The following is a 24,003-nucleotide window of genomic DNA, read 5'->3' as shown; positions in this document are numbered from 1 at the left end:
GTATGGCCACCACCGATACCGCGCTGGACAACCTGCAGCAAGCCATCGTCAACGCCGCCGGCAAAGGCCCGTTCGCCCTCGATGCCGCCTTCCTGGAAGCGGGCCTGGCCGACCCGGACGTCGCGCCGCCCGAACAATTCGACGCCATCATCGGCCAGGCATTCCAGATCGACGCGGCGCAGTTCCTGGTCAGCTGCGCGGCAGCCGACGTGGGCGCCGTGAGCGACGGCGTGTTTACGGTCAGCAAGGCGAGCCTGCCCTTCATCGGCGGCCTGCTGCACACCCCGGCCACGCTGGTGTTTTCCACGCAGCCTGCCGCCGCGCGCGCGCCGGGCGACGACGGGGATGACGACGGGGATGGCGCGGCCGTGCTGGTGGTGCAGGTGGCCGCCAGTCCCGCCGGCTGGAACTGGGACAGCAGCTTTCCCTTCATGGGCGGCTGGCCGTTCAGCGAGTTGCCGCTGTCGGACGCGCTGCTGGTGTTTTCCAGCGCCGACGGCGTCTATCCATGGGGCGGCGACGGCGCGCTGTCCGTCACGGGCGGCGCCAAGCAGAACCTCGGCGCCAGTGTGGCCCTGCCCGCCTTCGTGACGCCCTTTCTGGAACTGTTTTCCGACCTGGCGGCGCCGCCGGGCAAGCTGCGGATCGGCGGCTACCTGGACATGGCGCTGTACGACGGCAAGACGTTCGAACTGGGCGGCCTGATGCCCAGCGGCGTGCTGTCGGCCACGCTCAGCGAGCTCGACTGCACGTTCGCCGGCTACCTGCGCGTGGCCGCGCCCAGCCTGACCGTGACGATCCCGCCGCCCGTCGATGCGCCGCCGCCCGACGCCCTGCTGCTCGACGACGGCATGCAGCTGCTGCTGCGCGGCGGCGAACCGGCCGACGAGGAAGCGGCCGACGGCGACCAGGCCGCCACGCTGGCCCTGACGGCCACGCTCAGCGTGGAAGGCGCAGGCGCCGCCGACTACACGCTGTCGCTGCTGCTGCAGCCATCGAACGCCGAAGGCGACGGCAACTACGCGGTCAGCCTGGAAGCGGGCAGCGACGGGCCGCCCCTCAGTCCCGGCGCCGCCATCAGCCTGATCGGCGGGGGCGCCAGCTATTTCCGCGCCACCCCGGCCGTGCTGCAGGAGTTCCTGACGTCGTTCGGCCTCGGCGGCATGACCATCAGCGGCAGCATCCCGCCCAAGGCGGCGCCCACGGTGGACCAGGTCACGCTGCAGCTGCGCAGCGTGCGCGATCTCAGCTGGCAGCCCATCCCGGCGCCCACGCCGGCGCTGAGCTTTACCATCACCTCGTTCTTCCTCGACTGGACGGCGTACCAGCCGCTGGCGAGCAAGGCCAGCGGAAAGTCGCGCTACGAATACCTGTTCGGCACCACCTTCACCCTGTTGCCCGCGGTATTTCGCAACCTCGACGGCACGCCGGGCGGCGAATTCGAGGTGCAGTTCAACTCGGCGCAGCTGTTCCAGGCCAGCTTTCCCGGCAAGGCCACGCTGTCGGACTTCCTGTCTGTCGTCTCGAACGGCCTCGTCTGCCTGCCCGACAGCATCGAGGCCGAAGTGTCGAATATCGCGCTGAGCATCGACGGCGCGGCCCAGTCCTTCGCGTTTTCCAGCGACTACGCCATCAGCCTGTCCTTCCTGACGGTGGGCGGCGCGCCCATCCTGAGCATTTCGGAAGGCCAGATCAGCCTGTCGGGCATCAGCGCCACGGTGGCCGCGGACAAGCAGGAAGGCGCGCTGGCCCTGGCCGACACCGGCAAGGCGGGCGCCGGCACGGCCTGGGCCGGTTCCATTTCCGGCTTGCTGGGCGTGGGCGCCAGCCTGCAGGCGGCCGTCAGCGTGGCCTACAGCAGCCAGGAAACGCCGCCCCGCTGGACCCTCTCCGCCTCGCTCGCGCAAGAACTCGACGTGGGCGAGATGATCAAGCAATTCTTTGCCGCCGGCGGCCTCTATGATTTCCCGGTCTTCTTGCCGGGCAACCTGAAGATTTCCGCATTCGCCATCGAAGCGGTCATTCCCAGCGGCAAGCCCAGCGCGGACCTGGCCACCAGCTATACGGTCGACACCACCTTTACCTGGCTGTTCCTGCTCGGCCAGCAAGAGATCGGCTTGCAGAAAGCCACGCTCTCGGTGCGGTATGACGGCGCCAAGCCGGCCGCGCAGCAATTCTCGGGCAAGGCCGATGCCGTCTGGATCTATACCGCCATCAATCTGAAACTGGGCTTCGGCTATGCGTTCCAGCCGACGGACAAGGGGCCGAACCACACGCTGTACGTGAGCTGGGAAGGCTTCACGGCAACCTATACCAGCGGCAACGAGATGCTCAGCTTCACCCTGGCGGGCTGGTCGCTGGGCAGCCTGATCCAGGCCCTCGTGCGCACGCTGGGCGATCCGTATTTCGTGCTGCCGTCGCCGTGGGACTTGCTGAACCAAGTCACGCTGGACGGCCTGTCCGTCAACGTGTCGCTGAAAAGCGGCGAAAAGAACCGTCTCAGCGCTACCTACACGCTCAGTTCACCGCTCAATCTCGGCTTCATCGTCATCCGCAGCCTCGTCTTCAAGCGCAATACGGACGGCAAGGTGACCCTGGCGCTGGACGCCAGCGTACCGCCATTGCTCAAAGGCAGCATGGGCGACTTGCTGGACCCGAACAAGGGACAGGATGTGGAAGAGATGCCCAGCGTGCCGGGCGCCGGTTCCAGCTATTTCAAGGTCTTCCTGCTGATGCTGGGCCAGCGCGTGGCCATCAACGGCGCGTCCGACTTCAGCTCGACCAAGGCCGTCATCGACGCGCTGGCCGGCGTGCCGCCCACCACGGGCAAGACCAATCCCGTCAACCCGGGCAGCGGCGTGCAGGGCCAGCCGTATTACCGGCCGGACAGCAACTGGCTGATCGCCGCGCATTTCGGCGTGCTGCAGACCGCCGGCGTGTGGGCCGTCGACGTGCAGATCGTCTTCAACGATCCCAACCTGTACGGCTTGCGCCTGACCCTGGGCAGCCCCAAGATGGGCGGCCTGGCCGGCCTGGTGGTCGATATCCTGTACAAGAAGATCAGCGACGACGTGGGCCTGTTCCAGATCGACTTCACCTTCCCCGACAGCATACGCAACCTGAACTTCGGCGCCGTCAGCGTGGTGCTGCCGATGATCGGCATCAAGATCTACACGAATGGCGATTTCCTGATCGACATCGGCTTTCCCTACAATATGGACTTTACGCGCTCGTTCAGCTTCAGCGCCATCGTCTACGGCGTGCCGGTGCTGGGCTCGGGCGGCGTGTATTTCGGCAAGCTGTCGAGCGCGACGGCGACGCAGGTGCCGAAAACCGAGCTCGGGTATTTCAATCCCGTCATCGTCTTCGGCCTGGGCCTGCAGCTGGGCCTGGGCTACAACTTCGTCAAGGGGCCGCTGAAAGCGGGCTTCGCGCTGACCGTGTTCGGCATCATCGAAGGCGTGATCGCCACCTACCATCCGTACGACCGCGGCAACGCCGTCGCGCTGGCCAGCGCCGGCGCGTCCGGCAGCGTCCAGGAAAGCAGCTACTTCAAGCTGACGGGCACGTTCGGCGTGATCGGCATGCTGTACGGCGAAGTGGACTTGAAGATCATCAGCGCTTCGCTGCTCGTCAATATCACCGTGTCGGTGCAGATCGGCTACGAATCCTACCGCGCCATCCCCCTGTCCGTGACGGCCTCGGTGCGCATCAGCCTGCGCGTCAAGATCGACCTGGGCATCTTCAGCTTTACCATTTCCGTCGGCTTTTCCGCCACCGTCAGCGCGCAATTCCGCATCGGCAGCGACAGCCGCGCGCCGTGGGATGGCGGCGGCGCGCTGCGCCTGGACAGCCTGGCGCGCGGCCGCGCGCGCACCTTGCCGATGGAATTGCAGGCCGCCATGCTGCGCGCCGGGCCGCGCCGCCAGCCGCGCCGCGTGCTGCGCACCGGCGCCAAGCCGGTGCTGCAACTGGTGACGGCGCCGCAATTCACGGTGCTGGCGCCGCAGGGCGCCACCGCCAGCAGCGCGCAGCAAGGCGCGTTCGTCTGCCTGTTCGCCATGGATGCGCCGGACCCGGCCGCCGGCGGCGCGGGAACCGGCACAACCTCGTTCGACCTGCTGTGCACAGCGTATTTCCCGTGGCTGCTCGACGCCTTGCGGCCGGCGGCGCGGGCCGACGGCGCGGCGCTGGACCTGGCTGCCGCCGCGACCGCCAGCGTCACGCTGGCGCAGCTGGTGGCGGGCATCCAGGTGCTGGCCGACCCCGCCATGCAGCCATTCGGCATGGGCGACCTGCTGCAATTGCTCGCCGACAGCTTCACCGTGAACATCAGCGCGCCGGGCGCCAATATGGACGGCGCCACGCTATTCCCCCTGTTCGACGGGCTGCGGCTCGACGTGCCCGACCCGCAAGGCGGCGCCGGCACGCAAGCGATCGACCTCGAGACCTACGCGACGGCGACGGAGCAGTACCGCAGCACGGTGGCCGGCGTGCTGCGCCAGGTGGCCGCCAGGGTGGGCAAGGCGCCCGCCAGGCCCGCGCTGCTGGCGCAGGACGACGCCGGCGCCGAATCGATGGCGGCCTTCATCTTCGTCGACGTCTTCAGCCTGATCGGCCGCGCGCTGCTGCAATCGGCCATCGATGCCTTCGACAATTACAGCTATGCGCTGCAGCCGGGCGACAGCATCGCCGGCATCGTCGCCGCCTTCAACGCGGCCGGCAACGCCATCGACGCGGACGACGTGTCGCTGCCGAATGCCGCGTATCCGCTGAACGGCGCGCTGCCGCTGCGGGTCGGCGGCCTGTCCGCCGTGATCCAGACCGGCGATACGCTGGCGGCCATCGCCGCCCGCTACACGGATCCGGCCGGCGCCGGCGGGCGCTGGCAAACCACGGCCGCCCAGCTGATCGGCGCGAATGCGGCGCCGCGCGCGCTGCGCACGGGCGTGACACTGGTCTTCGACTTCGGCGCCGGCGCCGTCAGCCACGTCACCGCGCCCGGCGACAGCTTCGGCGCCATCGCCGCCGCGCTGGGCGTGCCGCTGGCCACCCTGGCGCAGCAGGCATCGCTGTATGCGCGCGCCGACCTGCTGCTGCCGACGGCCATCCTCGCCGTACCGCCGCTGGCCTATGCATCGGCCGTCGGCGATACCCTGGCCGGCATCGCCAGCCGCTTCGCCGCCACGGCCGCCGGGCTCGGGCGCGACAATGCCGGTGTCGCCAATCTGTTCGCCGCAGCGCCGGGCCGGCTGGCCATCGCCCGCCTCGACGCCTTGCCGCTGGAGCAGCTGTGGAGCGGCGTGCAGGCGAGCGGCGCCGTGGCCCAGGCCGCCGGCCAGGTCGCGCGCTTCATCACCTATGGCTTGCGCCTGCCGGTGGCGCAGGGCTTGAGCCTGTCGCCATCCTTCCTGTACAGCAAGACGCAGACCGACTACGCGCTGTACCAGCTGACGGGCCAGCAATTCCCCACGCCCGCCAGCGCCGCCGGCGGCTACCGCATCGGCCTGGGACGCAATGCCATGTCGCATGGCGTCGCCCTCGATTTCATCACCTTCGCCGGCGCGCCCGGCACCAGCCTGCCCATCGACCTGGACGCCGCGTACGGCTTGCTGTCGGGCGTGCTGGCATATGCGCAGGCGGGCAGTTTCATGCCGTCGCCTGCGCTGCACATCCTGCCGCTGGCTTCCTTGCAGCCGCGGCAGTTCCCTGCGGCAGGCTACGCCGCCTGGATCACCGCCGACCTGGCGCGCCTGACGGCCGTGACGTCAGGCGACGCTTCAGCGGCGTTCGCCACCGCCAGCCAGGCCACGCCCGCGCCGTATCTGTGGCAATTGCCCGACGCCATGCTGGCCAGCATCGCCCAGCGCCAGGATACGCTGCAGGCGCTGTACACCGAGGCGCAATACGCGGACATGCTGGCCCTGATGCCCGCCTATCGTCCCCGCATCGGCAACACGCCGCCCAACAGCGGCAGCACGGTGTTCCAGGACGTGAGCGGCTATGCCTACGCCACGCGCGTGGACTTCCAGATCACGCGCATGCCGGCCGCCACCGTGGCCACCAACGACGCCAGCGGCACCGCGCTGGCCAGCGCCGCCACCCTGGCCCACGTCTACGAGCTGGTGGGACCGTCGGCCGCAGATGCCCAGCGCCTGCAATACCTGCTGAGCGGCATGGCCGCCGTGGGCGAAACCCTGGCAGCCGGCCTGTTCCTGCTGTACAGCGAAGGCGGCAGCGACCAGGTGGCGCTGACGGGCCAGGCCGATGCCGACTACCTGTGCTTCCTGACGCAAACCAATCTGTCCACGGAAAGCCATCCGCCGGCCAGCCGCATGCTGCTGGACGCGGCGAATACCGCCTTGCCACGCGGCATAGCCAACAGCCCCTCGCAATTCATCAAGCTGCTGTGGGAGCAATCGGTGGTGCGCGGCGGCGGCTACTATCTGTATTTCGAGGACATGGTGTCGGGCGCCGGCCTGCCCCCTTCCGTCTTCGACGCCACGGGCACGGCCACGCTGACCCTGGTGGTTCCGCTGGCGCGCCAGGCGGCGGGCGCCGCCGGCACCGTGCCGAACTTCGTCAACGCCCTGCTGACGACCCAGGCGATCGATCCGCAGCAGGACGTGCTGGTGTTCGAATCGCTGAGCAAGCCGGCCAGGACCCAGCCTTTGGCGCGGGCCGCCACGGCTACCCTGGCCGCCCTGGCCGCCACGTACGGCATGGGCGTGGGACAGCTGGCGCGGCAAAACGCCGTGCTGCCGCTGCGCGCCGGCGCCAGCGTGCCCGTGGCCGGCATCCTGCACCAGCTGAACCAGCAAGACATGGCCGCGCCCGCGCAAGCGCTCGAGCGGCTGGCCGCGTATTACTCGGCCGGCGCCACCCCGCTGAGCGCGGCGCAGATTGCCGCCTACAATCCCGGCGTGACGGTGGCGCTGGGCGCGACCATGCGCATTCCGCCGCTCGTCTATCGCGTGCCGGCCACTTTTGACGCTCCCGGCAACACCTTCGCCGCCCTGGCCGCCTACTATGGCTTGTCGGTGGACGCCCTCGCCCTGGGCGCGGCCGACACCGAAGGCCTGTACGCCGATGGCGCCGTGCTCGACGTCGACAGCCTGGCCCTCGATGCGCAAGCGACCTTGGCGCCGGGCAACCTGTCGTTCCAGCTCGAGCGTACCAACGACGGCGTGCCCGTGCTGCCGCCCGATCCCACGCCGCAGCAGCGGCAGCAATATGCGCAAGCGACCCTGTCTGCGCTGTACAACACGCTGTCGGCCGGCCTGGGCGCCAACCCGTACTTCCTGCCCAGTCCCTACAGCCTGCCCTTCGGACCGCAGGACCATGCGAACGACAGCGACGGCGGCGGCAGCGGCGATGGCGAAGCCCACCGCCGGCGCTATGCGGCCGCGGCCCTGGCCGATTACGACTACCGCCAGGCGCTGGGCTACCTGGGCAACAACAGCGAGGGACGGCCGTTCGCCCTGCTCAATGCGGCGCCGGCCAATCCGCCGGCCGGCCTGCCGCCCGCCGCCGACAATCCCTACCTGGGCGTGGGCGGCCATGCGTCGCTGGCCCTGCGCTGGCAAGACCTGTTCGGCAACACCACCGTCACGCCGTTCGAGGCGCCGCCGGCCGGCTACACGGGTGCGCTGGATCAGGCCCCCGCCGCGCTGCGCTACACGGATCGCCTGCTGGGCCTGTCCGCCTGGCCGAAAGTCCAGGCCAGCTACCTGTATGGCACGGATGCGGGCGGCGCGCCCGCGCTGCTGCTGACCTTGCGCATGGATGGCCTGGCCTACGCCACGCCAGCCGACGCGGCGCAGGACTTGCCCGCCTACCAGCGCCTGTACTTCCAGCTGCACCAGGACTATACGGGCCTGGGCGTGCCCGGACTGAGCGGCAATGCGGTGAGCATCGCCCTCAGCAACTCCCTGCTGGCCACGCCGCTGCGGCCGCTGGACGAGGCCCGGTCGCGGCAGGTGCGCGACTTCGTCGCCGCCTGCGCCATCTACCTGCAGGCACTGGTTGATGGCGGCAGCGCCACGGCGCCCGCCGTCACGCTGTCGGTGCCGGTGCCGCTGGCGCAACTGGCCGGCGCCAACCGCATCGCGCTCGACGTGGCACTGGTGCTGACGCGCCAGGCGATCCTGCTCGATCCCGTGCTGGCGGCCCTGCCGGACGGCGCCAGCGTGGTCAGCGCCGTGCTGCCGCAGGCCGACACGGATGGCGGCGCGTCCAGCTACACCACGTTTGCCAAGGCGCTCGAAGCGAGCCTGAAGACGCCGCAATGGTCGATGCGCGCGGGCGCGGGGCTGACGCGCGTGGGCAGCGCCGGCCAGCAAACGCAGCAGTTGTTCGCCGTGCGTTTCAGCGACACGCCCGGCCTGGGCATCCATTTCCGCCTGGGCCAGCAAGCCAGCTACTACGCGCCGCTGCCCGTCGCCAATTCCCTGGAAAGCCGCACGGTCAGCATCGGCGCCTATCCGGCCAATACGCCGCATGCGCTGACGCTCAACAGCGTCGACCTGAACCTGTGGCTGCAAAGCTGTCTCGACGCCATCGACAAGTTCCTCTCGGCCACCTATGCGCCGCCCGCCTACATCCTCGATCGCCTCAACGGCATCGCCGATCCGCTGCAAAGCGGCCAGCTGGGCCTCGTGCTCAAGGCGAAACAGACGCTGGCCGACGCCATCAGCGCGACGGTCAGCCCCGTGCTCAGCAGCAGCGCCGCGGACGAAGCCACGCGCGCCAGCGCGGCCGCCACCATGCGGCAGCAGCTGCTGACCACCCTGGGGCCGGCCTTTGCCGCCGGCGCCGTGGTGGTGTACGGCGTGGACCAGGTCACGGGCGCGGACGGCATCTACGCGGCCGGGCCGCCCGCCCTGTACGGCCAGCCCGCCGGCACGGGCGCAGCCGACGGCACCGCGGACGGCGCGGCCGGCGACGGCAATCAGAACTACACCTTGTTCCCGACCCGGCTGCCGCTGCAAGGCGCGGCCGCGCCCGACCAGAGCCGGCTGTCATTCAACTTCATCTCGAAGAATGTCGAAGGCCAGGCCTATGTGCCGCTGGACTTGCGCTATCAGATCACGCACATGGAATTCGACCAGCAATTCGTGCCCGGCATCGAAAACTACGCGCAAAGCCAGTGGCTGCTGTTCATCACCGGACCGTTCGAGGTGGCGCTGGGGAATGGCACGCAGTATATCCCCGTGCTGAACCGCGCCCTGCCCGTGCCGCCGACGGTCAACCGGCAGACCGCCACCGCTTCCGCCGCGCCGCAGGCCGGCCGCATGCGCCTGGCCGCCGATGGCTTGCAGCCGGCCCAGCTGGCCCAGTGGGATTACGGCTTCAGCTATACCTATCGCCAGGCGGCGCAGGATGCCGTGCACGTCAGCGTCGTGCTCAACGTGCCGCCGCAGGCGGCCAGGCTGTCCGCGGCGGCCGGTCCCGACCTGTTCACGGCGCTGGCCGCCTTCGTCAGCAACTATCCGCTCATCTCGGCCGACCTCGACGCGTTCCTCGCGCCTCTCGACGGCAAGCAGGACACGGCCGATAGTATCGCCAAGGCAACATTGGCCACCACCGCCTTCCAGCAGCTGGTGACCCAGGTGGCGGCCAGCTATGGCGAGCACTTCGGCGCGGCGCGGCTGGCGGCGGCGCAAGGCGAGGCCAGCGTGGCCGTGGAATTCGACGCGCGCCTGGAAGACCACGACGGCGACGCCTGGTATGCGCTGCTCAACGTCACCGTCGGCGGCGCGCCCGCCACCTACGACCCGCAGGCCGGCACCCTGAGCAACGGCGCCGTCAGCGTGCCCGTGCCCGTGCTCGACATCGATGCGCAGCAGTACCGGGCCACGCCGGCCACGCCCACGCCGCCCGATGCGCTGCTGGCCTACCGCTACGCGGCTAGCGCCGCCGGCGCGCCCGACCTGTCGTTTGCCGCCGCGCTGGCCAATACCGGCCGCGAGGTGCGCATGCCGGGGCTGAACGTGATGGTGTACCAGAATGCCCAGGCCTCGCTGTACGTGCAGCGCAACCGCTACCTGTGCCCGCCCAGCCAGACCCAGGTGTCGACCATGCCCGCCTTCCTGTACCAGACGCCGGTCGTCAAGTTCAGCGACCCCATCCTGCCGCGCCTGAGCTGGCAAGGCTATGATTTGCGGCAAGTCGCACCGGTGGGCGGCAGCGATGTGGCGGCCTACATGCGGGGCTTCTTCAACGCCCTCTTCACGGGCGCCTCGGGCAGCGTGCGCATCGCCATGGATGGCAGCTATTCCTACAGCGTGATGCCGGCCGTGGCGGGCTTTCCCCGCACCTCGCTGCCGGTCAGCCTGCTGCCGGCCGTGCTCGCGCCCATCGATGCGGCCCAGCCGCCCGCCGCGCCCATGGCGCTGGTGGCCCAGGTGCAGCAATGGTATGACACGCAGCAGCCGACCACGGATGGCGGCGCCGCCATGGATTTCCGCCTGAACTTCTTTACGGACGGCGCGCCCGAGCAACTGCTGCTGTCGCTCGAAGACGTGCGCTGGGTGGTGCGGCCCTGACGCGGCGGCGCGGCGTCAGGACACGGGCGTGGGCAGCGGCAAGCCGGCAAAATGGGCTTGCAGGTTATCGACCACCAGTTGCCCCATCGCGTGGCGCGTTTCCACGGTCAGGCTGCCCACATGCGGCGTGAGCACGACGTTGGGCAAGGCGCGCAAGGCGTTTGGTACGCGCGGCTCGTCCGCAAACACGTCGAGGCCGGCCGCGCCCAGATGGCCATCCTGCAAGGCGGCGATCAGGGCGTCTTCGTCGATCAGCGCGCCCCGGGCGATATTGATCAGGGTGCCTTGCGGACCGAGCGCGTCGAGCACGCCGCGGTCGATGATCTTGCGCGTGGCGGGCGTGCCTGGCGCGCAGACGATCAGATAATCGCTTTCCTGCGCCAGGGCCAGCAGGGATTCCGCGCGCGGCACAGGAGTCTCCGCAATGGCACGCGGCTGGAAGTAGCGCACGTGGACGCCGAAAGCGGCCAGGCGCAGCGCGATGGCCTGGCCGATCTGGCCGAAACCGAAGATGCCGGCCGTCTTGCCGCGCAGGCTAGATGCGGGGGCGATGGCCTCGCGGCGTTCCCAGCCGCCGTCGCGCACGAAACGGTCGAGCGCCACGATGTGCCGCGCGCTGGCCAGCAGCAGGGCCAGCGCCGCGTCGGCCACGTCATCGGTCAAGACGTTCGGCGTGGTGGTAACGGCGATGCCCCGTTCGCGCGCCACGTCGAGCGCCAGGCCGTCGAGACCCACGCCGTTGACGGCGATGATTTCCAGATTCGGCAGCAAGCCCATGTCGGCGGCGTTCAAACCCAGCGCGCCCGTCGTGACGACGGCGCGGATGGATGGCGCGCGCTCGGCCAGCCAGGCGTGGCGCTCGTCCGCCGGCACTTGCCAGGCGTGGTGGCAGGTGTATTGCTGTTCCAGCTGCGCGTTGACGGCAGCCGAAGGGCTGGGAGCGAGGATGAGGAGGTCGGGGGGCATGGGCGTCCTGGGTCGTGTCGACAAGATTTGCAGACGCAACTTAGCATATTTGAGACCCGGCCGGGACCCGCTTCAATAGCAGGTCGGCTTGGCCCGCAGGGCGCAAACCGACAGGCGCCGCCACGCAGCTTGTCAGATTACGCTGCGCTAATCTGACCTACAGGGGACGGTCTCCGTACATATCCGCGCCGCAGCCCGGTTCAAGCCCGGTTCAATCGTAGGTCGGCTTAGCCCAACGGGCGTAAGCCGACAAGCGCAGCCACGCAGCCTGTCAGATTACGCTGCGCTAATCTGACCTACAGTCAATTCCGCTTACCCCGGGCAAGGCACTCTTTTCACCTTGCCGCCCGTTTTGAACGGGTCGGCGCCCGCGCCCGGGTTCGCGTCGAGCCCAAAGCACGTGGCGCCGCCGGCGCTGACGACGCGCGTGGCGGGGCGGCCGTCGGCCGTCAGGTATTCCTCCACGCGGATGACGGGGCCGCCGCGCCAGGCGGAAGCGACCAGCTTCTGGAAGGTGCTGTCGCTTTTGAGGTCGGCCGTGGCCAGCCAGGGTTTGTCTTGGTTGAGCTCGCCGCGCAGGGCCTTGTCGGCGGCGCCTGCGGCCAGCCGGGCGCGCGTGCGCAAGTCTGCGGTGGACGGTACCGTGGCGGGTGCCGCAGGCAATTCCTCGGCGGGAACGGTGATGATTTCCGCTGCCACGGCGGGCGGCGCGGCAATTGCGGACGGCGCTGTAGCCCGCGCGCGCGGCATGGGAACCGGCACCGGCAGCGGCAAGGCCAGCGGTGGCGCCTGCGGCGCTGGCCGTGGCGGCAGCAAGGTCATGAACGCCACTTCCGTGTATTGCTTCAGTTGCCGCGCTGGCAACAGCAGGAAATACAGGCCCAGCGCGTGCATGGCCAGGATCAGCGCGACGGCCGCGCCTTTCAGGCTCAAGCCCCGCCGTATGCGCAGGCGCATGGAAGCGGACGGTAGATGGCGGAGCAATGGCATGCGGTTTCCTGTGGGCGCCGGGCGCGATGGCCCATTCTAGCGAAACTTGACCATAGGAATTAATAAATCCACAAGGTATCGCCTGGCGCGCCTTTTTTCGCCGGATTCCAGTGCCTGGCTTGCCCGGTGTTGTACAAATGACGACTTTTTGATCGCTTTCTCACACTTTCCCACGCCGTGCGCCACGCTGGAATATAATGATAATCATTCTCATTAATATCCAGACAACACCATGCGCTCCTTCCACCTCGTCCCTACTCCGTTCGCCCTGGCCGCCTTCCTGCTGGCCAGTACCGCCGCACATGCCCAGACCACGCCGGCTGGCGACGCGCAAACCATGCCGACCGTTGTCGTCAATGCCTCGGCCGATGCGTCGGCGGAAGGCTTGTCGAAGGCGTATGCGGGCGGCCAGGTGGCGCGCGGCGGGCGCATGGGCATCCTAGGGTCCGTGGACATGATGGACTCGCCATTCGGCAGCACCAGTTATACGCAGCAATTCATTGCCGACCAGCAGGCGCGCAGCGTGGGCGACTTGCTGCAGAGCGATGCGGCCGTGCGCATGTCGCGCGGTTATGGCAATTTCCAGGAAGTATATGTAATCCGCGGCTTCGCCCTCGATTCGGACGACGTGGCGTATAACGGCCTGTATGGCGTGTTGCCGCGTCAATATGTATCGCCGGAATTGCTCGAGCGCGTGGAAGTGTTCCGTGGCGCCAGCGCCTTTCTCAACGGCGCGGCGCCGGGCGGTAGCGGCATCGGCGGCGCCATCAACCTGATGCCCAAGCGCGCTGGCAACACGCCGTTGACGGAATTGACGGTGGGCGTGGAATCGGGCGGCCATGCCTACGCGGCCATCGACGTGGCGCGCCGCTTTGGCGAGAACAAGGAATTCGGCGTGCGCGTCAACGCCGCCAAGCGCCAGGGCGAGACCGGCATCAAGCGCGAAGACCACGACGTGGGCATGTTTTCCGTCGGCCTCGACTATCGCGGCCGCGGCTACCGCCTGTCTGCCGATGCCGGCTACCAGAACTTCGATTTGACGGCGCCGCGCCCTTCCATCAACACGGGCAGCCTGACGGCCTTGCCTGGCGCGCCCGATGCATCGAAGAACTTTGCCCAGCCGTGGAGCTATTCGAAGGAGCACGACGTGTTCGGCACGGCGCGCGCCGAAGTGGACCTGGCCAAGGATGTCGTGGCCTGGGCCGCGTTCGGCAGCCGTTCGACGAAGGAATCGAACAGCCTGGCCCAACCGACGTTGAGCTCGCTCAATGGCGATGCCAGCGTGTACCGCTTCGACAATGCCCGCAAGCAGGAAATCCGCACGGGAGAACTGGGCGTGCGCGGCAAGCTCGTTACGGGCGCCGTCAAGCACACCCTGGTGGCCAGCTGGTCCGGCCACTGGAACGAGGCGAAAAATGCGTATGCGATCAGCGACTATGCAGGCTTGCCGACGAATATCTACCATCCGCTGGACGTGGCCATGCCGCCCACCCTGCCCGCGAACTCGGGCGGCGTGATGAGCGACCCGCGCCTGACACAAAAGACTATCCTCAACAGCTACGCCTTGGCCGATACCATGGCCTTCCTCGACGACCGGCTGCTGCTGACCGTGGGCCTGCGCCGCCAGCAGATCCGCGACGCGGCGTATGCCTACGGCACGGCTGTGCAATATTCCAGCTATGACAAGAGCGCCACGACGCCCGTGGCCGGCATCGTCTACAAGGCCGGCAAGAACGTGTCGCTGTACGCCAACTATATCGAGGCGCTGGTCAAGGGTCCCGTGGCCAGCGGCACCTATTTCGATGGCAAGGAGAACCAGCTGGTCAGCAACAATGGCGAAGTCTTCGCGCCCTACAAGTCGAAGCAGAAGGAAATCGGCATCAAGTATGACGGCGGCAGGCTGGGCATGAGCGCCGCCCTGTTCTCGACGGCCAAGCCCCTGCCGGCCATCGTCGGCACGCGCGCCACCCTGGCGGGCGAACAGCGCAACCAGGGACTGGAACTGTCCGTCTTCGGCTCGCCCATGGCGGGCGTGCGCCTGCTGGGAGGCCTGACCTGGCTCGATACGGAACAGCGCAAGACGGACAAGCCGGCCAACAACGGCAAGAACGCCATCGGCGCGCCAAAAACACAGCTCAGCGTGGGCGGCGAATGGGACGTACCCGGTGCGCCCGGCTTGAGCCTGAATGCCCGCACTGTCTACACGTCGACGCAGTATGCGGATCTGGCCAACAGCAAGCAACTGCCATCGTGGACCCGCGTCGACATCGGCGCACGCTATCTGACGCAGGTGGCCGGGCATGACGTGACCTTGCGCGCGCGCATCGACAACGTGGCCGACCGCAGCTACTGGGCCTCGGCAGTCTCCTCGTTCGACGCCGGCAGCCTGGTGCTGGCCGCGCCGCGCACCTTCGTCGTGTCGGGCAGCGTGGCGTTCTAACTTGGCATGTCCCTGCCGCACAAGAAAAGCTGCCTTCTGGCAGCTTTTTTCACGTGTGCGCCTGTGCCGCAAGCCGTGCTTCGGCGACAATGCCCGCATGAAACGACTCCCTGCCCTGCTGCTCTTGCTCTGCCTGTCCCTGCCCGCCATGGCCCAGAAGCAAGCGGCCTGCCCGTATGCCGCCTGGAAAAGCGGCTTCAAGGGCGATGCGCGGGCGCAAGCCACGTGTTTGCTGCGTCCTGTGAAACTGTATGCGCGCCTGGGCGAGAGCGCGCCGCTGCCCGAGTTTCTTGCCGCCCGCATCGGCCAGCGCACGGACATCGCGCCTGCCAGGCTGCGTGCCTGGCTGGCACAGCAATCGATCAGCGAGGCCGACGTGGGCGGCGCCGTCGATGCACCGCTGTCGCGCGCCGTGGGCCGGCTGGCCGCGCCCATGGCCCGCTATTTCGTCATCCACGACACCAGCTACCCGAATTTCCTGCTGGAGCCCATTCCCGGCCACATCAACGACGCCAGCTGGGATTTCAACGATTTCAATCTACGTAACCCCGCGCTGGGCGGCGGTCCGAAAGGCCATGTCTACGTGAACCGCCTGGGCGGCTCGCTGCAAGTGCGCGACTTCGGCACGGCCAGCTACGCCAGCAAGCTGGAAAAAGACAAGCCATCGCTGACTGGCCTGTTCCTGCACGTGGAACTGGTGCAGCCACGCAACTCCGTGCCCGGCGGCGGCAAGGGCAACGATGGCCTGGCGCCCGATCCCGGCTTTACGTCCGCACAATACGAACGGTTGGCCCTGCTGTACATCGCCGCCAGCGTGCGCAAGGGAACATGGCTGATCCCCGCCTTCCATGCCGTGCTCGACACAGGCTTTGCGAATGGGCATGACGATCCGCAGAACTTTTCGCTGGAGCAATGGGATACGGCCCTCGGTCATTTGAGCGCCGTCATGACAGGCGCCGACGCGGCAAATTGAACACCCCCCGCATGCCGAATTGGAGGATACTTTAGCTCCCCGGCCGCACCGCGCGGATGCCGAGCTGTCGATGGAGAGCTGCGATGACCTATGCCTCTGACCAGAAAATGCATGTACTGGACATGCCCGCGCGCACGCGGCGCATCTTCAGCATGCGCGATGCCGTGCTGACGCAATGGGAACACGAGGTACGCGCCAAGGTACGCGGCGCCGATGCCCTGCTGACACCCATATTGATCAATACCTTGCCCGCCTTCTTCGACAACCTGGCCGAAGCGCTGACGCCAGGCTATCCGCGCGACGATGCCACCGGCAATACCAACGCCCCGGCCGTGCACGGCAACGAACGGGCGCGCATGACCAGCTATGGCCCGGAACAGGTGATCCAGGAATACCAGATCTTCCGCGACTGTTTCGCCGATGCGGCCCTCGAAGCGGGCGTGCCGCTGCGGCGCCGCGACTGGCAGGTGATCAATGCCTCGATCGATACGGGTATACGCGAAGCCATCCTGGAATTTACCGCCATGCATGAAAGCTTCCAGCGACGCATCGCGGCCGGGCTGTCGCACGACATGCGCAATCCCCTCTCCGTCATGCTCAACAGCGCCCAGCTGCTGCAACGGTGCCCACAGCAGCTCGACGTGCCGGCCCTGGCGTCGAAAATCATCGAACACGGCAAGCGCCTCGACGAAATGATCCAGGAATTGCTTGATACGCTCAGCTACCACCGGGGGCAAAAGCTGCCGCTGGTCCTGCATCGCTTCGATATCCTGCCGCTGGCGCAAAAGGTGGGCGACAGCGTCAATACCGGCCATCCGGGCAAATGCCTGGTGACGGGCGCGTCCGTCACCGGCTGGTGGTGCGAAAATTCGCTGCGCCGCGCCCTGGAAAACCTCGTGGGCAATGCCCTCAAGTACGGCGACGACGGCCCCATCCATATCCACATCAACACCCTGCGCGAACGCATGATACTCACCGTGCACAACACGGGCAGCACCATCGCCCCGGAGCAGACCGAGCGCATCTTCGAATACCTGCGCCGCGAACACCAGGGCAGCGCGCTCGGCTGGGGCATCGGCCTGCCCTTCGTGCAAAACGTGGCGGAAAGCCATGGCGGCAGCGCGCTGGTCGACAGCGCGCCGGAAACGGGCACCACGTTTACCATCGACCTGCCCATCGACTGCCGGCCCTTCGTCACGCCGGACGCCTGACTTCACCATCCAGCGCCCCATCCGCCTGCAAAATCGCTGCCGTAGCGCACCAAAGCGGTGCGGATGACGGTGTTACGCCACAAAAATGGTCATTCTTTACATACTTTCGGGTACGCGGCACTGGCACGATTTCTGCTGAGCTATAGTCAGACACGGCTCAAGGGAAATCACAACATGGCAAATTTTTTCAATGAAATGACTGCAAATGAAGTGGGTACGGACAGCAAGGTACGTGAACACTATCGTGAATTCAGCAACTGGCTGGAGCAGCAATCCCCCGAGACCATCGCCCGCAAGCGGGCCGAAGCCGACCTGACGTTCCGCCGGGTCGGCATCACGTTCGCCGTCTACGGCGACGATGCCGGCACGGAACGCCTGATTCCGTTCGACACCATCCCGCGCATCATCCCCGCCGCCGAATGGGCGCAGATGCAGACGGGCCTGGTGCAGCGCGTGCAAGCCTTGAACATGTTCATCCATGATATTTATCATGAGCAAAACATCATCAAGGCCGGCATCATTCCCGCCGAGCAAATCTACAAGAATGCCCAATACCGCCCGGAAATGCAGGGCATTGCCGTCGCCTCCGACATTTACGCCCACATCGCCGGCGTCGACATCGTGCGCGCGGGCCAGGGCGAATTCTATGTACTGGAAGACAATCTGCGGGTGCCGTCCGGCGTATCCTACATGCTGGAAGACCGCAAGATGATGATGCGGCTGTTCCCGGAACTGTTCGCGCGCAACCGCATCGCGCCCGTCGACCATTACCCGGACATGCTGCTCGACAACCTGCGCTCCGTCGCGCCCATGGGCGTCGATGACCCGACGGTCGTCGTCATGACGCCCGGCATGTACAACTCCGCCTACTTCGAGCACGCTTTCCTGGCCCAGCAGATGGGCGTGGAACTGGTCGAAGGCAAGGATTTGTTTGTCAACGACAATTCCGTCTACATGCGCACCACGCGCGGGCCCAAACGCGTCGACGTCATTTATCGCCGCGTCGACGACGATTTCCTCGACCCGCTGGCCTTCCGCTCCGATTCCTCGCTGGGCGTGCCGGGCCTGCTGTCCGTGTACCGCGCGGGAAGAGTCACCCTGGCGAACGCCATCGGCACGGGCGTGGCCGACGACAAGTCGATCTACCCCTTCGTGCCGGACATGATCAAGTTTTACCTGTCGCAGGAACCGATCCTCAACAACGTGCCCACCTACCAGTGCCGCAAGGCGGCCGACCTGTCCTACGTGCTGGCCAACCTGGCGAAACTCGTCGTCAAGGAAGTGCATGGCGCGGGCGGCTACGGCATGCTGGTGGGGCCCGCGTCGAGTCTGGCGCAGATCGAGGACTTCCGCCAGCGCCTGCTGGCCAATCCGGACGGCTACATCGCCCAGCCGACCCTGGCCCTGTCCGCCTGCCCCACGTATGTCGATGCCGGCATCGCACCGCGCCACATCGATCTGCGCCCGTTCGTGCTGTCGGGCAAGACCATTTCCATGGTACCGGGCGGCCTGACCCGCGTGGCGCTGGGCGAAGGCTCGCTGGTGGTCAATTCCTCGCAGGGAGGCGGCACCAAGGATACCTGGGTACTGGAAGCCACATCCGCCTTTGCAGGAGAGAAAACATGCTGAGCCGCACTGCCGATCATTTGTTCTGGATGGCCCGCTACACGGAGCGGGCGGAAAACACGGCGCGCATGCTCGACGTCAACATGCAAACGTCCATGCTGCCCCAGTCCGAGCAGGACGCGGAGCAAGGCTGGCGCGCCACCTTGGGCATTTCCGAGCTGCAAAGCGCGTACGACCACCAATATGGCCACTTTCATACGCGCGACGTGCTCGACTTCATGGTGCGCGACCCGAACAACCCCTCGTCCATCCTGGCCTGCCTGACGGGCGCGCGCGAAAACGCCCGCGCCGTGCGGGGGACGTTGACGACGGAAGTGTGGGAAATCCAGAACGCCACCTGGCTCGACATGCAGAAGCGCCTGAAAAGCAATCTGCTGGAAACGGACCCCAGCGCCTTCTTCGAATGGGTCAAATACCGCTCGCACCTGTCGCGCGGCGTAACTCTGGGCACCATGCTCAAGGACGAAGCCATCCACTTCATTCGCCTCGGCACTTTCCTGGAGCGGGCCGACAACACGGCGCGCATCCTCGACGTGAAGTTCCACGGCGCGCGCGACACCTCGAAAGACATCAACCAGCGCGACTTTTACTACTGGGCGGCCCTGCTACGCTCCGTTTCCGGCTTCGAAATCTACCGCAAGGTGTACCGTGACGTGATCACGCCGGCGCGCGTGGCGGAATTGCTGATGCTGCGCGGCGACATGCCCAGGTCCCTGCTTGCCTGCATGGATGACGTGGTGGAAAATCTGAAACATATCCGCAACGACGTGTCGGCCGATACGGAGCGGTTCGCCGGCAAGCTGCATGCGGAACTGAAATTCGGCCATATCGACGACATCATGAAGGCGGGCTTGCACCATACCTTGACGGAGTTTCTGGAAAACATCTATGAGCTGGGCAACCGGGTCAGCCGCGACTTCCTCGTTCCCCTGGCGGCCTGATGCAGCTCACCATCCGCCACGCTACCCACTACGCCTACAGTGCACCGCTGGCCTATACCATCCAGCAGCTGCACCTGACGCCGCGTATCGAGCCGCAGCAGCGGGCCCTGTCCTGGCAAATCACGACGCCGGGCCAGTGCCACGCCTATACGGATGCCTACGGCAATCTGTCGCACATGCTGACCATTAACGGCAGCCATCAATCGCTGAGCCTGGTCGCCCAGGGCGTGGTGGAAACCATCTACCCGCACAAGGGGCGGCTGAACCTGGTCGATACCCTGTCGCCGCTGTTGTTTACCATGCCGACGCCGCTGACGCAGGCCAACCCCGCCATTGTGGAACTGACGGCCGCCAGCCTGCCGGACCGCCGCGTGACGGCCGGCACGGGCCATTTGCTGCGCCTGGCCGAGCACATCGTCGGCAAGGTGGCCTATGAAAGCGGCGCCACCATGGTCACCACCACGGCCGGCGACGCCCTGGCCCTGGGACGCGGCGTGTGCCAGGACCACGCGCACCTGTTCCTCGCCTGCTGCCACGCCTGGGGCATCCCGGCCCGTTATGTGTCCGGCTATATCGACCCGGGCACGACGGGCCACGCGGCCAGCCACGCCTGGGTCGACGCCTGGACGGAAGACACGGATTTCGCGGGCTGGGTCAGCATCGACGTCACGCATGCGCGCTTGATGACGGATGCGTATTGCCGCCTGGCCATCGGGCGCGACTACGATTCGGCGGCGCCCGTGCGCGGCGTGCGCCAGGGCGGCGGCACGGAAACGCTGCACGTGGATGTACAGATCGTGCCCGTGTAAATAGGCAGGAATGAGGCTGGCCGGGGCTTGCGGCGGATACTCAAGCCCCGGCTGGTGTAGAATGCTCCCCCTTTGGATTTGATTTACGACGATGACTTATTGCATAGGCATGCGCCTGAACGAAGGCCTGGTCTTCCTGTCCGACTCCCGCACCAACGCCGGCGTGGACCAGGTGGGCACCTTCCGCAAGATGAGCGTGTTCGAGAACCCGGGCGACCGCATGCTGGTCCTGATGACGGCCGGCAACCTGTCGATCTCGCAGGCGATCCGCCAGATCGTCTCCGAACACGTGGATGCGGACGGACGCAGCATCTGGAACGTGGCCAGCATGTACGATGCGGCGCGCATCGTGGGCGAAGCCGTGCGCACCGTGCACCTGCGCGAAGCGAAGGCCCTGGCCGATTGCGGCATCGATTTCAACGTCAGCATCATTCTGGGCGGCCAGATCGGCGCCGAGCGCTGCCGATTGTTCCAGGTGTATTCGGCCGGCAATTTCATCGAATCGCACGATGAAAACACGTATTTCCAGATCGGCGAAGCGAAATATGGCAAGCCCATCATCGACCGCGTCATCAACCCGTTCACGCGCCTGGACGAGGCGGCCAAATGCGCGCTGATCTCCATGGATTCCACTCTGCGCTCGAACATTTCCGTCGGCCTGCCGCTCGACCTGCTCGTCTACGAGACGGGCAGCCTGGCCGTCACGCGCTTCGTCACCATCGATGAAAAGAACCAGTATTTCCGCATGATCCGCGACACCTGGGGCGAACAATTGAAACAGGTGTTCGAAGGCATCGTCGATCCCGTGTGGAATGCGGCGCCGGAAACGACGACAAACGTGCTGTCGTCCGCCAACATGCACAGCAAGCCCGTGCGGGTGGCCCTCCCCGAGCACGTGAGCCGCGGCGGCCTGACCGTGGCGCCGCTGCAATCCTTGGCGCAGCAGTTCAGCGACGACAAGCAGCATTGATCTGCCGCGCACCGCCTGTGCGCGGTGCTGGACAAGTCGCTTTTCGCGTGCTTTTATGGCAATATGGGTTGATATTTAATCCAGATTGACCTGAAAGGCAGGTAGCGCATGGACTTGATCACTTCCGCCGTCGTGGCGGCCATCGGGCATGGCGCGCCCGGCCATGCGCCCGAAGCCGTCGCCAGCCACTACGAGCGGCTCAAGCAGGCCATCGCCAAGTTCGACAGCGCCGCCGCCATCCTGGCCGCCATCGCCGCGCTGGAAGCCGAGCCCGCCAATACCCAGCTGCAACTGGCCCTGTCTGCCGCCCTCTCCGCGGCGAAAGTACCCGATGACATGGAAACCCTGTTCGCCGCGCAAGGCTTGCTCGATGCGCTGCGTCCGCCCGTAGCCCTGCCGCCGGCAGCGCCTGCGGCGCAAACGGCGCCCGCCCCCGCCGACAAAAGCGCCGTCGTGTCGAACTACGCGGTCGTCAAAGTGTATTTCGCCACGGACCGCCAGCGCGACGTGGGCAAGCCGCCGGCCCAGCGCTTCAGCGGCGAACGCAACATCCTGGGAGGCAATGGCCCGCTCAGCTATGGCAGCTGCGACATCAGCATCCCCCGCGACCACCGCATGGGCCAGCTGGAATCGCCGTCGCTGTGGCGCCTGGAATTTCGCGACGACCCGGCCAAGCACGTGGTGCTGCTGTCCGCCGAGGTGCAGGACCGCGACAACTTCTTTGCCGCACTCAAAACCCAGATCCGCGCCTCGGCCGATAAAAGCGCCTTTCTCTTCGTGCACGGCTATAACGTGAGTTTCGAGGATGCGGCGCGGCGCACGGGACAGATGGCCTACGACCTCGGTTTCGATGGCGCGCCCGTGTTCTACAGCTGGCCGTCGCGCGGCGGCGTGGCCGGCTACACCATCGATGAAAACAATATCGAATGGAGCACGCCCCACATCACGGCCTTCCTGGCCGACTTTCTTGCCAGCACGGAAGCGGCGCAAGTCTATCTGGTGGGCCACAGCATGGGCAGCCGTGGCCTGGCGCGGGCCGTGGCCGACTTGCTGGCCGCGCAGCCGCAACTGGCGCAAAAGATCACGGAAATCATCCTGTCCGCGCCCGATATCGACGCGGCCATCTTCAAGCACGACATCGCGCCGAAACTGGCCGGCGCGCGCAACCCCGTCACTTTATATGCCTCGTCGCAAGACCTGGCCCTGGCCGCCTCGAAAGCCGTGCACGGCTACGCGCGCGCGGGCGACAGCGGCGCGGGCATGCTGATCGTGGCGGGCGTGGAAACCATCGACGCCACCGGGGTCGATACGAGCTTCATGAAACACACGTATTTCGCGGAAAAGCGCTCCGCCCTGTCCGACATGTTTTATCTGATACGCAACCATGCACGCGCCGACCAGCGCTTTCTCGACCCCGTCGACACGGTGGCCGGCCGCTATTGGACGTTCAAACCGTGACGCCGTTCCATCCGGTGCGGCACGCATGCTAAGATACGGCCCAGAGGGTGGCAACGGGCACGGCGATGACGCCGCCAGCCGATCCCCCGCAAGCAGGCCTATCATGTTGACATCATCTTCTACACCGCACGCCGAATCGCTGATCCGCAACACCAACGCCCGCGTCACCAAGACGCGCGTGAAGGTGCTCGACTTTTTAATGGCGCAAAGCCGTTCGCTGACCCACCATGAAATCCAGCAGGCGCTGTCGCAGGACAGCGATATCGATTCGGTCACCCTGTACCGGGTGCTGGAATGGCTGACGGAAAATGAACTCGTGCACCGCATCGCGGGCGCCGACCAGGTATGGCGCTTCAGCGCGGGCGCCGGCCACCAGGCACACGAGCACGCGCACTTCCAGTGCACGAAATGCGCGAACGTCACCTGCTTCAACGAAGTCAAGCTGCCGCCGCCCGTGCTCTTGCCGGAAGGCTTCAGCGGCGGCGAAGTCGATTACCTGATCAAGGGCCTGTGCCCGCGCTGCAAATAGCGGGCGTCACTTCAGCAGCAAGGTCAGGTGGTGCTCGTCATAGAACAGCTCGCCGACGCGCATCGAGCGCGGCTCCGTGCCATAGGCGATAAATCCCAGCGATTCATACAGGCGCAATGCGGCATTGTTTTCCGCATTCACGCTCAGGTGTACTTGCATGATGGCAGGATCCGTCTCGGCCTGTTCAAGGCAGGCGTTCACCAAGCGCCGCGCCACGCCCTTGCCCCGCTGGGGCACGTCGACAAACACGCCCCATAGCAAAGCCTTGTGCGACAGCTGGCGCAGTGCCTCGCGCCGCAGGCCGGCAAAACCCACGAGCCGTTCGCCATCGAAGGCGCCAAAGCCGCGATGCATGGAACCGCCGGCGATGTGCCGCGCGTGTTCCGCCGGCGTACGCGCCAGTTCATCCTCGCGCGACGAGGAAAACGACGTGGGAGAATCAAGAATGGCGCGCAGGCGCAGCGCGCAAAAGGCGGCGGTGTCTGCTGGCGTCAGCAGGCGGATGACGATATCGGATGCGGGCATGGGAAGACTCTGCAGTTT

13 protein-coding genes are annotated in these 24,003 nt (G+C 66.6%); 10 read left to right on the top strand and 3 right to left on the bottom strand.

The annotated features are described in order from the left end of the window. Positions 1-2: 2 nt before the first annotated feature. The gene (locus IGS55_RS02760; RefSeq protein WP_230515889.1) at positions 3-10,547 is read left to right on the top strand and encodes a LysM peptidoglycan-binding domain-containing protein; all 10,545 of its coding nucleotides are present in this window, start codon (positions 3-5) and stop codon (positions 10,545-10,547) included. Positions 10,548-10,562: 15 nt separating this feature from the next. On the opposite strand, the gene IGS55_RS02755 is transcribed toward IGS55_RS02760, so the two are convergent. Beyond that, positions 10,563-11,513, bottom strand: a complete 951-nt coding sequence (locus IGS55_RS02755) for a 2-hydroxyacid dehydrogenase (protein ID WP_230515888.1) — start codon at positions 11,511-11,513, stop codon at positions 10,563-10,565. A 312-nt stretch (positions 11,514-11,825) separates the two neighbouring features. Beyond that, a complete protein-coding gene (locus IGS55_RS02750) occupies positions 11,826-12,503 on the bottom strand; it encodes a hypothetical protein (RefSeq protein WP_230515887.1) in 678 nt (225 codons plus the stop codon). A gap of 232 nt (positions 12,504-12,735) precedes the next feature. Between IGS55_RS02750 and IGS55_RS02745 the strand changes: the two genes are divergently transcribed. The 9 genes from IGS55_RS02745 (at position 12,736) to IGS55_RS02705 (ending at position 23,460) form a co-directional block, all read left to right on the top strand. Beyond that, positions 12,736-14,943 carry a TonB-dependent receptor gene (locus IGS55_RS02745; protein WP_230515886.1) on the top strand — a complete coding sequence of 736 codons (2,208 nt, stop codon included), beginning with the start codon at positions 12,736-12,738 and terminating at the stop codon, positions 14,941-14,943. Positions 14,944-15,040: 97 nt separating this feature from the next. Next, positions 15,041-15,916, top strand: a complete 876-nt coding sequence (locus tag IGS55_RS02740; RefSeq protein WP_230515885.1) for a hypothetical protein — start codon at positions 15,041-15,043, stop codon at positions 15,914-15,916. A gap of 83 nt (positions 15,917-15,999) precedes the next feature. Further along, positions 16,000-17,127: a sensor histidine kinase gene (locus tag IGS55_RS02735; RefSeq protein ID WP_230515884.1), complete on the top strand. Its 1,128-nt coding sequence runs from the start codon at positions 16,000-16,002 to the stop codon at positions 17,125-17,127. A 174-nt stretch (positions 17,128-17,301) separates the two neighbouring features. Beyond that, complete coding sequence (locus tag IGS55_RS02730) at positions 17,302-18,756, top strand: circularly permuted type 2 ATP-grasp protein (RefSeq protein ID WP_230515883.1); 1,455 nt, start codon at positions 17,302-17,304, stop codon at positions 18,754-18,756. After that, positions 18,750-19,694, top strand: a complete 945-nt coding sequence (locus IGS55_RS02725) for an alpha-E domain-containing protein (protein WP_230515882.1) — start codon at positions 18,750-18,752, stop codon at positions 19,692-19,694. Before IGS55_RS02730 ends, IGS55_RS02725 begins: the two co-directional genes overlap by 7 nt. Next, the gene (locus IGS55_RS02720) at positions 19,694-20,503 is read left to right on the top strand and encodes a transglutaminase family protein (protein ID WP_230515881.1); all 810 of its coding nucleotides are present in this window, start codon (positions 19,694-19,696) and stop codon (positions 20,501-20,503) included. Before IGS55_RS02725 ends, IGS55_RS02720 begins: the two co-directional genes overlap by 1 nt. 91 nt (positions 20,504-20,594) lie before the next feature. Further along, complete coding sequence (locus IGS55_RS02715) at positions 20,595-21,473, top strand: peptidase (protein WP_230515880.1); 879 nt, start codon at positions 20,595-20,597, stop codon at positions 21,471-21,473. Positions 21,474-21,581: 108 nt separating this feature from the next. Beyond that, a complete protein-coding gene (locus tag IGS55_RS02710; RefSeq protein ID WP_230515879.1) occupies positions 21,582-22,931 on the top strand; it encodes an alpha/beta hydrolase in 1,350 nt (449 codons plus the stop codon). 103 nt (positions 22,932-23,034) lie between these two features. Beyond that, positions 23,035-23,460: a Fur family transcriptional regulator gene (locus tag IGS55_RS02705; protein WP_070218730.1), complete on the top strand. Its 426-nt coding sequence runs from the start codon at positions 23,035-23,037 to the stop codon at positions 23,458-23,460. Positions 23,461-23,466: 6 nt separating this feature from the next. Here the strand turns inward: IGS55_RS02705 and IGS55_RS02700 are convergent, their stop codons facing one another. After that, positions 23,467-23,985: a GNAT family N-acetyltransferase gene (locus IGS55_RS02700; RefSeq protein WP_230515878.1), complete on the bottom strand. Its 519-nt coding sequence runs from the start codon at positions 23,983-23,985 to the stop codon at positions 23,467-23,469. Positions 23,986-24,003 lie beyond the last annotated feature (18 nt).

Origin of the sequence: Janthinobacterium sp. EB271-G4-3-2 (assembly GCF_020858035.1) — a bacterium.
GTDB lineage: Bacteria > Pseudomonadota > Gammaproteobacteria > Burkholderiales > Burkholderiaceae_D > Janthinobacterium > Janthinobacterium aestuarii.
The sequence above is the reverse complement of the archived record's forward strand: the minus strand, read 5'-3'. Positions and strand labels throughout refer to the sequence as shown.

Bases quoted from the DNA above. Each gene is read 5' to 3' on its own strand.
- IGS55_RS02760 (WP_230515889.1), top strand. From the start codon at position 3: ATGGCCACCACCGATACCGCGCTGGACAACCTGCAGCAAGCCATCGTC.
- IGS55_RS02755 (WP_230515888.1), bottom strand. From the start codon at position 11,513: ATGCCCCCCGACCTCCTCATCCTCGCTCCCAGCCCTTCGGCTGCCGTC.
- IGS55_RS02750 (WP_230515887.1), bottom strand. From the start codon at position 12,503: ATGCCATTGCTCCGCCATCTACCGTCCGCTTCCATGCGCCTGCGCATA.
- IGS55_RS02745 (WP_230515886.1), top strand. From the start codon at position 12,736: ATGCGCTCCTTCCACCTCGTCCCTACTCCGTTCGCCCTGGCCGCCTTC.
- IGS55_RS02740 (WP_230515885.1), top strand. From the start codon at position 15,041: ATGAAACGACTCCCTGCCCTGCTGCTCTTGCTCTGCCTGTCCCTGCCC.
- IGS55_RS02735 (WP_230515884.1), top strand. From the start codon at position 16,000: ATGACCTATGCCTCTGACCAGAAAATGCATGTACTGGACATGCCCGCG.
- IGS55_RS02730 (WP_230515883.1), top strand. From the start codon at position 17,302: ATGGCAAATTTTTTCAATGAAATGACTGCAAATGAAGTGGGTACGGAC.
- IGS55_RS02725 (WP_230515882.1), top strand. From the start codon at position 18,750: ATGCTGAGCCGCACTGCCGATCATTTGTTCTGGATGGCCCGCTACACG.
- IGS55_RS02720 (WP_230515881.1), top strand. From the start codon at position 19,694: ATGCAGCTCACCATCCGCCACGCTACCCACTACGCCTACAGTGCACCG.
- IGS55_RS02715 (WP_230515880.1), top strand. From the start codon at position 20,595: ATGACTTATTGCATAGGCATGCGCCTGAACGAAGGCCTGGTCTTCCTG.
- IGS55_RS02710 (WP_230515879.1), top strand. From the start codon at position 21,582: ATGGACTTGATCACTTCCGCCGTCGTGGCGGCCATCGGGCATGGCGCG.
- IGS55_RS02705 (WP_070218730.1), top strand. From the start codon at position 23,035: ATGTTGACATCATCTTCTACACCGCACGCCGAATCGCTGATCCGCAAC.
- IGS55_RS02700 (WP_230515878.1), bottom strand. From the start codon at position 23,985: ATGCCCGCATCCGATATCGTCATCCGCCTGCTGACGCCAGCAGACACC.